Below are 9,890 nucleotides of genomic sequence, written 5' to 3' on the forward strand. Positions count from 1 at the left end.
GATCACCTACTGCTTGTTCTCTCTCAAAGCATCCAGCTTCATCTGGATAATATTCTGATAAGCGCCGCCCTGACTACTGCTCAATTTATCGCTTGCATGTTGATAAGCAACCCGTGCTTCGGCTATTTTCCCTGATGCCGCCAGGATATCCCCTTTCAAGTCAGCATAAAGCCCCGTAAATGATGCGCCATGCTGCACATTCAGCAAATTCAAAGCTTCATTATATTTTTTTTCATCCAACAAGACGCCGGCCAAGCGTAAGCGCGCAATATCCTTTATTTCTGGTTCCTTGCTCATATCCAGAATCCACTGCAATTTACTTTTCGCCTCCACTAATTTGCCTGCTTGTGCATTTACCTGCGCAGCAATCAGGGCTGCACGCGAGGCATAGCCACTGGCAGGGTAACCTTCTACCAACAAATGGGCAGCATCATTGATCTTTGCAGGATCACTGTTTTTCTCAACTTGTTGTTGCAATACCGCAAACAAATCAGCAGCCTGGTGCGCTTGTTGATTTTTATAATAATTCCATAGCTGCGTGCCGGCGATCGCCGCAATCAGGGTCGTGACCACAATAATCACTGTATTACCATGCGACGCCCACCAAGCCTTGAGCCCGTCTATTCCTTCCTGTTCTTCCGGATTATAAGCTGCCATTTTCTTAGTCTGTCTAGAGATAATTAACTATTAAATTCGTCTGAGTAGCGAACCAGCTTCCGCTAACCCCACCCTCACCTGCTCTGCTGCCTCACGCAATGGTTTGATACTCACTTCACCCTCTTTTGCTTCATCATCACCAATAATGACAGCAAAACGAGCGCCGCTGGCATCCGCTTTTTTCATTTGTGATTTGAAACTGCCACCTCCGCAATGCAAAATAGCGCTTAGCCCTTCATTACGAAACCATTCCACTGCTTTCCAGGAAAAACTCGTTGCGATTTCTCCCTGATGGACGACATAAATATCGACAGCCGGTTTGGGTATTTCGTTTTCAGCCATCAAAGCAAGAATTCGTTCAATTCCCATCGCAAACCCACAAGCAGGTGCTGACTTTCCACCCATTTGTGCGATTAACCCATCATAACGCCCTCCTGCGCATATCGTCCCTTGGGCGCCGAGCTTATCCGTCACCCACTCGAATACGGTGCGATTGTAATAATCCAATCCCCTCACTAGTTGGAGATTAATTTCAAAATCCACACCCTGATCGTGCAGCAACCGCTGCAGCGCTTCAAAATGCTTAAGTGAATCCTCATCCAGATCATCCAATAGCCGGGGTGCACCAGCCAAGATTTCGCGCATGAGTGGATTCTTGCTATCCAGGATGCGCAGTGGATTGCTATGCATGCGGCGGCGGGCATCCTCATCCAGATCATCCTGATGCTGTTCAAAATACTTAATGAGCCTCGCCCGGTAAATGGCGCGTGCTTCGGTGCTGCCAAGTGTGCCAATTTCCAGGCGCACACCTGAAATACCCAATTGACGCCACAGCCGCGCGCACATAATGATCAACTCTGCATCGATATCAGCGTCTGCATAGCCCAGCGCCTCCACGCCAACCTGATGGAATTGCCGGTAACGCCCTTTTTGCGGACGTTCATGCCGAAACATCGGCCCATAGTAATACAATCTCTGCGGCCCTGCATAAAGCAGATTATGCTCAAGTACGGCACGCACGCAGGAAGCCGTTCCTTCCGGGCGCAATGTCAGGCTGTCTCCATTAAGATGATCCACAAATGTGTACATCTCTTTTTCGACGATATCAGTCACCGCACCGATCGAACGCGTGAATAAATCGGTCTGTTCGACTATCGGGGTACGGATATTGCGATAACCATACCCGGCCAGCCAGGCACGCACAGCATCCTCGAAAAACTCCCAGCGATGGCTTTCATCCGGCAGGATATCATTCATCCCGCGAATCGCCTGAATCAAACTAGACATGAGCTGATTTTCTTTGATACTTGGTGCGCACATATTCATCAACGATGTGACGGAATTCACCCGCGATGTTGTCCCCTTTCAGAGTAACCGTCTTTTGGCCATCCACATAAACCGGCGCCACTGGATTTTCCCCTGAACCAGGCAGGCTAATGCCAATATTGGCATGCTTACTCTCTCCCGGGCCGTTGACCACACAGCCCATCACCGCCAGCGTCATGTTTTCTACACCATCGTATTGCTCGCGCCAAGTGGTCATTTGCTCGCGCACATAAGCCTGAATACTTTCTGCTAACTCTTGAAAATAAGTGCTGGTCGTCCGCCCGCAACCTGGACAAGCTGCTACCAGTGGAACAAATGCCCGCAAACCCATAGTCTGCAAAATTTCCTGCGCCACGATAACTTCACGCGTGCGATCTCCTCCCGGCTCAGGCGTCAGTGAGATGCGTATGGTATCGCCGATTCCTTCAAACAGCAGCACTGCCAATGCCGCAGTCGATGCCACGATCCCTTTCGACCCCATCCCTGCTTCTGTCAGCCCCAGGTGCAGTGCATAATCACACTGCGCCGCCAGTTCCCGATAGACTGCGATTAAGTCCTGTACGCCACTTACCTTGCAGGACAATACGATGTGATCCCGCGGCAATCCAAGCTCCTCCGCTTTGGCTGCGCTTTCCAAGGCAGAAGTTATGAGCGCCTTACGCATTACATAACCCGCATCCATCGGCTCAGCCGATCGAGCATTTTCATCCATCACGCGCGCCAGCATTTCCGGATCCAAGCTGCCCCAATTGACACCGATGCGTACTGGCTTATCGTATTTACATGCGGTCTCGATCAACGTGGCAAACTGCTCGTCACGCTTCTTGCCATGACCTACATTGCCTGGATTGATACGGTACTTAGCTAATGCTCTAGCGCACTCAGGATAGGCAGTCAGTAATTTGTGGCCATTAAAATGAAAATCACCCACCAGCGGCACATGACAGTCCATATCGTCCAATCTTGCACGAATTGCTGGCACTGCACTGGCTGCTTCCGCAGTATTGACTGTAATCCGCACCAGCTCTGAGCCAGCACGCGCCAATTGCGCAACCTGTATGGCAGTTGCCACTTCGTCTGCAGTATCGGTATTGGTCATTGATTGCACAATGACAGGCGCATCCCCGCCAATTATGATTGAACCTACGCGAACCCCAACACTTTTGTGTCGCGGTAAAGAAATATTGTTTTGTGACATTATTCTATCAAGCCTGAAAAAGAACTAAAAATTTGATCAACAACACAAGAATTATTCGAGTGAAAAACGCGCCACATCATCGCCTTTCCGGGTATAAGGTGTCAGATCAACCAGCTTGCCATTGTAAGTAAGATTCACGCCGCTGGCATTACCAATCACCAAATATAAAGGAGGATTCCCTGTTATTACTTGTTCCGTCCCTTTGGCATTCGTTTTGACAAAAATTACTTTTTTATTACTGTCTTTTATCTCAACCCATGAGTCCTTGGAAAATATAAAATGCAGTGTTTTTTCGCTGCCCCCCATCGTCTCGCTCACAATTGGCTCGCCCACGGGCGGCGTGACCGGCGCGGAGTCAATTTCTAATGGACTCTTCTCTGAAAATTCCAGCATACCTGCGCCACGCGCAGGAGCTGAAGGCGTCTGAGGCAGCAATAATTCCATCGTCGCCTGATCATTTTCAGTTTGCAAATCGACCGCAGCATTTGCATCAATATCATGCTTTATAATCAGATCCCGCTCCTGCCCCCAATCTCCCTCCTGATAAACGCCATAGCCCAGCAAAGCCAGAACTAAGCCTATAGCTAGCAGCCATGCGCCACGCCCCTCACCACCTCGCTTCGACAAAACCAGTGGAACCGTCTTTTCTTGCTTTGCAGGGTGCTGCTGCACAAGCACAGGAGCAGATTGAGTCAATAAACGCAGCAAAGAATTGGTGTCAAGCTGCAGCAAACTTCCATAATTACGAACAAAGCCGCGCAAAAATACCCCGGAAGGAAGCTTACTGTAATCTTCTTCCTCAATAGCATTCACTTGTTGTACTGATAATCGTAATCGCCGCGCCACCTCGCCCACACTCAAGCCACGCTTCAGTCTTTCAGCACGTAATAACTGCCCGTAGCCAACTACTGCCTTAACCTCTTCTTTGGTGTTATGCTCAGCAGGTTTCTGACTAGGCGCCTCCATATTGGCTACAGGCGCATCAGCCTGTACCAGAGCGTTTTCGTGAGCGCTGCTATCAGAAACAATTTGCTCCTGTAGACTCGCATTCCCTGCTTTTTGACTATTTTTATCACTATCGTGCATGATTTAATCTACCCTCACGCAGCGCTATTGCCTCACTAGAATCCGGAAAACGCCTTTGTAACTGAAAAGCGTAACTAGCCTCGGCCTGATGATCGCTAATTGCACGTTCAATTTGAATCGCTAACCATAAACTTTCTGGCGCAGGTGGATAAGTCTGCATATAGGAAGTAATGTTTGCTTTAGCTGCTCTGAGATCACCTCGCTTGAAATCAATCTCAATTAACCCGAGTACTGCCAGCGGATAGTGAGGACGAATTACCAGGGCTTTCTGAAAGAAGGCATAAGCACGCTCGAATTCATTCCGCTTAAGCACACAAATTCCTGCATTTGAGTATGTTTTTTCGGGCATTTCGTAAAGTGGATCTCTTAATGCACTCATAAAATGATCCACCGCCAGCTCCATCTGTTCAGGTTGGCGCTGGCAAAGAAACCAGCCAAAGTTATTGTGAACATCGGAATCGTTGGGAGCAATTCTGAGTGCATGCTCAAAGTTCCCGCGCGCGCGTTCATTTTCGCGCAAGTCCATATACACTAAGCCGAGTACATTATAGGCAGGCGCATACTCCGGGCTTGACCGTAACGCGATTTCTGCTTCCTCTATTGCTACCCGATACTGCCCACGGCGGTAATATTGCCCAGCGAGTTCTGCATGAATTTTTGCGCTTTGTTGTGCTCTCTTTCTTGCTTCTTCCGATAGCTGTGCCGTCTCCTTGACAGGTGACTGCGCACATCCCGCTGCTACCATGAGAGACATGCCTACCATACCAGCGAGCACCTTTTTCATCCAGTTGCCCTTGTCATGCTGCGACTTGTTCGCCGTGTTTTATCTAGCACCTGACCAGCCAATTGACCGCAAGCTGCATCAATATCATCGCCACGTGTTTTACGCACTGTCGTCACGAGACCTGCTTGCATCAGTACATCACGAAAAATCCGAATCGCTTCCGCTGAGGAACGCTCATAACCCGAGCCAGAAAAAGAATTAAACGGGATTAGATTCAGTTTACAAGGAATTCTTTTTACTAGCCGCACCAGCTCATGCGCATGCTCGACTTTGTCATTCACGCCGTCAAGCATGACATATTCAAAGGTAATGAAATCTCTTGGTGCAGCTTGCAGATAACGCTCACAGGCAGCTAACAACATTTTAATTGGATACTTCTTGTTAATCGGCACCAACTGATCGCGCAAGGCATCGTTGGGCGCATGTAACGAAACTGCTAGAGCGACGGGACAGCGCTCACGCAACCGGTCCATCGCAGGCACCAGGCCGGAAGTACTGACCGTCACTCTCCGCCTGGACAAGCCATAAGCGCCGTCATCCAGCATCAAATCGAGTGCCGTCACGACATTCTCAAAATTGGCCAAGGGCTCACCCATACCCATCAGGACAACATTGCTGATCATACGACTGGCGCTCTTTTTCTGCTCATGCGCTCTTGCATTGATAAAACTTTCCGGCACAAAACAAGCTTCATGATCACTTTCAGTTTTGAGCATCTTGTTTGCCCACCATAACTGACCAATGATCTCTGCAACCGTTAGATTACGATTAAAACCTTGCCTGCCGGTTGAACAAAAACTGCACGCCAGCGCGCACCCTACCTGGCTGGAAATGCAGAGCGTGCCACGATTGACTTCCGGAATAAAAACCATCTCTACCGCATTGCCAGCTCCCGTTGACAACAACCATTTGCGGGTGCCGTCTGCAGCAATATGATCGTTAATGACCTCGGGTGATTGAATAGTAGCGAGCGTTGCGAGTTTCTCGCGGAATGCTTTCGCCAGATCACTCATCTCAGCAAAATCTGACATGCCCAATTGATGTATCCAGCGTAACAGCTGTTTCGCCCGATAGGGTTTTTCTCCTATCTCCATGCAAAAACGCGTTAAACCAATTGCATCAAAATCAAGCAAATTAATCGCCATATTCATACCCGGGTTCACATAACTGCATACTATTTTCAGCGCGAATAAATATCCAGCGTGGGGAAAAAGCAAGCGATCTCCACTGCCGCTGTCTCAGGCGCATCGGAGCCATGTACCGCATTCGCATCGATATTTTCTGCGAAATCAGCCCGAATGGTTCCTTTTTCAGCTTTCTGCGGATCTGTCGCTCCCATTAATTCACGATTCTTGCTGATCGCATTCTCTCCTTCAAGCACTTGCACCATAACAGGTCCAGAAGTCATAAATTCAACCAGATCATTGAAAAAAGGACGCCCACGATGAACCGCATAGAAAGTCTCGGCTTCCGTGCGTGATAGCTGCATCATACGGGCAGCGATAATTTTTAAGCCAGCTGCCTCAAATCTTGCATAAATCTGACCAATGACATTTTTTGCAACTGCATCCGGTTTAATAATAGACAGCGTTCTTTCAACAGTCATTCAATACCCCATGAAATTAACAGATTAAAATAAAGAGGTATTCTAACAAAAAATGAATATCCTGATTTTGGAAAAGAGCGCTTAAGACAAGATGTTATGAATAACCAACTAATCAAGCACAACTTGTTCAGCACGTTAGCGTATCTTCAGTATTGACAATTAGCTCGACAGAAAAGGATAATGTCATGATTCTAAAAAGAAAGCGCTCTGGATTGCTGCTGATTGGCATCTCTCAACCTTGCATTCCTCTGAATTTGGCACCTAAATATCAGATACATTCACGGTATTATTGTTCCCATCATGAGCTAAACGCAACGATAACATCTCTCAACTAAAAAGCCCTTTGATTCCGCAAGACTCAACCATGTTTTTTCAACATTTCACCTACAACCTTGCCATGGAGTTTAGTTTATGAATATCCAGGAACTCATTCAGCAGCGTGGCAAAGAAAATTTCGCACTACACGATCACTATCTCAATAGTCAGATGGTAAAAGTGTTGAAAACCATAGGCTTTGATCGTCATTATGTAAAAGCTGAAGGAGCTTATCTTTTTGACGAGCAAGGTCATCGCTATCTTGACTTACTGAGTGGTTTTGGTGTCTTTGCAGTTGGACGCAATCACCCGCATATCGTGCAGACGCTTAAAGATGTCCTCAGCGCGGAACTTCCTAATCTGGTGCAGCTGGATGTATCGCTGTTGTCCGGTTTGCTCGCCGAAAAGCTGGTCGCCATTAGTCCAGCAGGCCTGGAACGCGTGTTCTTCGCCAACTCCGGCACCGAAACAATCGAAGCCGCAATCAAATTTAGCCGTTATGCCACAGGCAAATCTAAAATTGTTTATTGCCAGGGAGGATATCATGGCCTCAGCCTGGGCTCGCTTTCTGCTACTGGAGATCCTCACTACAAGCAAGGGTTTGGTCCGCTAATACCGGATTTTATCGAGATTCCGTTTAATGATCTGGCCGCTTTGGAAGAAGCACTCTCCCAGCAGGACGTGGCCGCCTTTATTACCGAACCGATCCAAGGGCATGGTGTCTGGCTCCCGGATGATCATTACTTGCCAGAAGCTGCCGAACTGGTACGTCGTTATGGCGCATTATTGATCGCGGATGAAGTGCAAACAGGACTGGGGCGCACCGGTAAATGGTGGGCGGTAGAACATTGGTCAGTCGTTCCGGATATCCTTTGCATGGCAAAAGCGCTATCTGGCGGATTCGTTCCGGTTGGCGCACTAGTCTGCAAGGAATGGATTTTTGATCGCGTTTTCAATCGTATGGACCGGGCCGTTGTGCATGGCAGCACCTTCGGTAAAAATAATCTTGCTATGGCAGCTGGATTCGCCACTTTGGAAGTACTGGAATCAGAAAACCTGATCGAAAAATCTGCTCAATCCGGCCAAGCGATTATCGACGCGCTGCAATTCCTGGTTGGAGAATATGAATGTCTGAAGGAAATTCGCGGCAAAGGCATGATGGTTGCTTTAGAATTCACTGAACCGAAAAGTCTGTCACTGAAAATATCCTGGAAAATGCTGGAAGCAGCTAACAAAGGATTGTTTTCGCAAATGATCACCGTCCCCTTGTTTGCCCGGCATCGTATTCTGTCCCAAGTAGCCGGTCATGGCATGAATATCGTCAAGTTTATTCCGCCACTCATCCTCACAGAAGCCGATATCAAGTGGATGGTAGAGGCAGTCAAAAACGTTGTCGCTGACGCACACCGCGGCCCGGCGGCAGTTTGGGATTTAGGCAGGATACTTGCTGCCAAGGCGCTGCGAATAAAAGCAGGCACTTAAACTTTGAGTTTCCATAAACACTTCCCTTTACTTTCTTTATCAATGTTGTCAAGCTGCTGCGCATGTAATGCAAGCTCTTTCTCGCTGGCTGACAGTACAGTCAAATGCAGATTTTCCACCATGACTGCTGTATCGATTGATGATGGCGCAATATCCAATTCCATCAACAGACTTTCTTGTCCTCTGGTCATGGCTAAATACACTTCAGCCAAAAGCTCCGCATCCAATAAGGCGCCATGCAAAGTGCGTCTTGAATGGTCAATCTGATAGCGCTCGCATAATGCATCCAGGTTATTCCGTTTACCAGGATGCAACTCTTTGGCAATAACAAGAGTATCCGTAATCACGGTGCAGTAATTTTTCAGAGACTGCAACCTGATCAGCCCTAATTCATGATCGAGAAACCCCACATCAAACGGGGCATTATGAATGAGAAGCTCGGCACCCTCAATGAACGCTAGCAAATCTTCACAAATATCACGGAATTTATGTTTATCCTGTAGAAATTCTCTGGTCAGTCCATGTATTTGCAGCGCACTGGCATCACTTTCCCGTTCAGGATTGAGGTAGTAATGAAAATGACGGCCGGTCAATTGCCGGCTACACATTTCAACAGCTGCTATTTCAACAATGCGGTGACCCAGCTTTGGATCTAAGCCGGTTGTTTCAGTATCAAGAAAAATTTGCCGCATCAATCGCTTGCCTTGCCATCTGAGTTACACTTGCTTGCGGTCACCGCTTCCACGCCGCGGTTAGCCAACTCATCCGCGCGCTCATTACCATCATGACCAGCATGCCCTCGTATCCAGCACCATTCAATTTGATATTGCTGTGACAATTGATCAAGTTCCCTCCACAACTCTTCATTCTTCACCGGCTTCCTGTCAGCAGTACGCCATCCCCGTCTTTTCCAGGCATGTATCCATTCACTGATACCTTTTTGCACATACTGGGAATCAGTATGCAGTTGTATTCTGCAGGATTGCCCTGAAACAGGCAGCGATGCTAATGCCTGCAATGCACGAATCGCTGCGATCAACTCCATCCTATTATTGGTGGTTCTTTCTTCTCCGCCAAATAATTCCCATATGCCCCCCCGGTATTTCAGCAAAGCGCCCCATCCGCCAATACCGGGATTGCCCTTGCAGGCACCATCCGTAAAAATCTCCACCACGCATGTAGCGTCTTGCATGTCTATCTCTTATTTGCAGTACTACTTGATCATTGTGATCGTTAACGAATGTAATGACGCTCACTTCACACTATCTTTGAATTTCTGCGTCACCGACGCAACTTTTCTTTTAGCAGATAAACTATTTTCCCAGCAAGGCTTAATAATACGCATGCCATGGACTCGCTTGATCGCCTGTAAGAAATAAACGCCGCCTGAAATCGGCCACCAACGATCCCCCGCAGCCTCCATAAAATGAAAACGC

Annotated in this window: 10 protein-coding genes and 1 pseudogene; 1 reads left to right on the plus strand and 10 read right to left on the minus strand. The window is 47.9% G+C overall.

Annotation, left to right across the window (positions count from 1 at the left end; all coding sequences use genetic code 11):
- Positions 1 to 6: 6 nt before the first annotated feature.
- From J5I83_RS07375 to ndk, 7 genes are read right to left on the minus strand one after another with little or no spacing between them, the layout of a single operon-like run.
- Positions 7 to 657: a tetratricopeptide repeat protein gene (locus J5I83_RS07375; RefSeq protein ID WP_304054567.1), complete on the minus strand. Its 651-nt coding sequence runs from the start codon at positions 655 to 657 to the stop codon at positions 7 to 9.
- A 30-nt stretch (positions 658 to 687) separates the two neighbouring features.
- A complete protein-coding gene (gene hisS, locus J5I83_RS07380; protein WP_304054569.1) occupies positions 688 to 1,944 on the minus strand; it encodes a histidine--tRNA ligase in 1,257 nt (418 codons plus the stop codon).
- Positions 1,937 to 3,181: a flavodoxin-dependent (E)-4-hydroxy-3-methylbut-2-enyl-diphosphate synthase gene (gene ispG, locus J5I83_RS07385; RefSeq protein WP_304054570.1), complete on the minus strand. Its 1,245-nt coding sequence runs from the start codon at positions 3,179 to 3,181 to the stop codon at positions 1,937 to 1,939. The genes hisS and ispG overlap by 8 nt, the downstream gene beginning before the upstream one ends.
- Positions 3,182 to 3,232: 51 nt before the next feature.
- Positions 3,233 to 4,267, minus strand: coding sequence for a RodZ domain-containing protein (locus tag J5I83_RS07390; RefSeq protein ID WP_304054572.1), 1,035 nt, complete (start codon positions 4,265 to 4,267; stop codon positions 3,233 to 3,235).
- Positions 4,257 to 5,051 (minus strand): type IV pilus biogenesis/stability protein PilW, encoded by a 795-nt coding sequence (gene pilW / locus J5I83_RS07395; protein ID WP_304054573.1) that lies wholly within the window; start codon positions 5,049 to 5,051, stop codon positions 4,257 to 4,259. Before pilW ends, J5I83_RS07390 begins: the two co-directional genes overlap by 11 nt.
- Positions 5,048 to 6,196, minus strand: a complete 1,149-nt coding sequence (gene rlmN, locus J5I83_RS07400; RefSeq protein ID WP_304054581.1) for a 23S rRNA (adenine(2503)-C(2))-methyltransferase RlmN — start codon at positions 6,194 to 6,196, stop codon at positions 5,048 to 5,050. The genes pilW and rlmN overlap by 4 nt, the downstream gene beginning before the upstream one ends.
- Before the next feature lie 35 nt (positions 6,197 to 6,231).
- Positions 6,232 to 6,657 (minus strand): nucleoside-diphosphate kinase, encoded by a 426-nt coding sequence (gene ndk, locus J5I83_RS07405; RefSeq protein WP_304054574.1) that lies wholly within the window; start codon positions 6,655 to 6,657, stop codon positions 6,232 to 6,234.
- Positions 6,658 to 7,068: 411 nt separating this feature from the next.
- Between ndk and J5I83_RS07410 the strand changes: the two genes are divergently transcribed.
- Positions 7,069 to 8,454: an aspartate aminotransferase family protein gene (locus J5I83_RS07410; RefSeq protein ID WP_304054576.1), complete on the plus strand. Its 1,386-nt coding sequence runs from the start codon at positions 7,069 to 7,071 to the stop codon at positions 8,452 to 8,454.
- Here the strand turns inward: J5I83_RS07410 and dnaQ are convergent.
- The 3 genes and pseudogenes from dnaQ to J5I83_RS07425 all read right to left on the minus strand — a co-directional run.
- Positions 8,451 to 9,146 carry a DNA polymerase III subunit epsilon gene (dnaQ, locus tag J5I83_RS07415; RefSeq protein ID WP_304054577.1) on the minus strand — a complete coding sequence of 232 codons (696 nt, stop codon included), beginning with the start codon at positions 9,144 to 9,146 and terminating at the stop codon, positions 8,451 to 8,453. The two genes, J5I83_RS07410 and dnaQ, sit on opposite strands and share 4 nt — an antisense overlap.
- Positions 9,146 to 9,646 carry a ribonuclease HI gene (gene rnhA, locus J5I83_RS07420; RefSeq protein ID WP_304054578.1) on the minus strand — a complete coding sequence of 167 codons (501 nt, stop codon included), beginning with the start codon at positions 9,644 to 9,646 and terminating at the stop codon, positions 9,146 to 9,148. Before rnhA ends, dnaQ begins: the two co-directional genes overlap by 1 nt.
- A gap of 60 nt (positions 9,647 to 9,706) precedes the next feature.
- Positions 9,707 to 9,890 (minus strand): annotated as a pseudogene (locus tag J5I83_RS07425) (SAM-dependent methyltransferase); the annotation flags it as partial.

This window comes from Nitrosomonas communis (genome assembly GCF_024102715.1).
In the GTDB taxonomy this organism is placed as follows: Bacteria; Pseudomonadota; Gammaproteobacteria; order Burkholderiales; family Nitrosomonadaceae; genus Nitrosomonas; species Nitrosomonas communis_B.

Coding starts and splice junctions, on each gene's coding strand:
- J5I83_RS07375 (WP_304054567.1), bottom strand. CDS start 657: ATGGCAGCTTATAATCCGGAAGAACAGGAAGGAATAGACGGGCTCAAG.
- hisS (WP_304054569.1), bottom strand. CDS start 1,944: ATGTCTAGTTTGATTCAGGCGATTCGCGGGATGAATGATATCCTGCCG.
- ispG (WP_304054570.1), bottom strand. CDS start 3,181: ATGTCACAAAACAATATTTCTTTACCGCGACACAAAAGTGTTGGGGTT.
- J5I83_RS07390 (WP_304054572.1), bottom strand. CDS start 4,267: ATGCACGATAGTGATAAAAATAGTCAAAAAGCAGGGAATGCGAGTCTA.
- pilW (WP_304054573.1), bottom strand. CDS start 5,051: ATGAAAAAGGTGCTCGCTGGTATGGTAGGCATGTCTCTCATGGTAGCA.
- rlmN (WP_304054581.1), bottom strand. CDS start 6,196: ATGGCGATTAATTTGCTTGATTTTGATGCAATTGGTTTAACGCGTTTT.
- ndk (WP_304054574.1), bottom strand. CDS start 6,657: ATGACTGTTGAAAGAACGCTGTCTATTATTAAACCGGATGCAGTTGCA.
- J5I83_RS07410 (WP_304054576.1), top strand. CDS start 7,069: ATGAATATCCAGGAACTCATTCAGCAGCGTGGCAAAGAAAATTTCGCA.
- dnaQ (WP_304054577.1), bottom strand. CDS start 9,146: ATGCGGCAAATTTTTCTTGATACTGAAACAACCGGCTTAGATCCAAAG.
- rnhA (WP_304054578.1), bottom strand. CDS start 9,646: ATGCAAGACGCTACATGCGTGGTGGAGATTTTTACGGATGGTGCCTGC.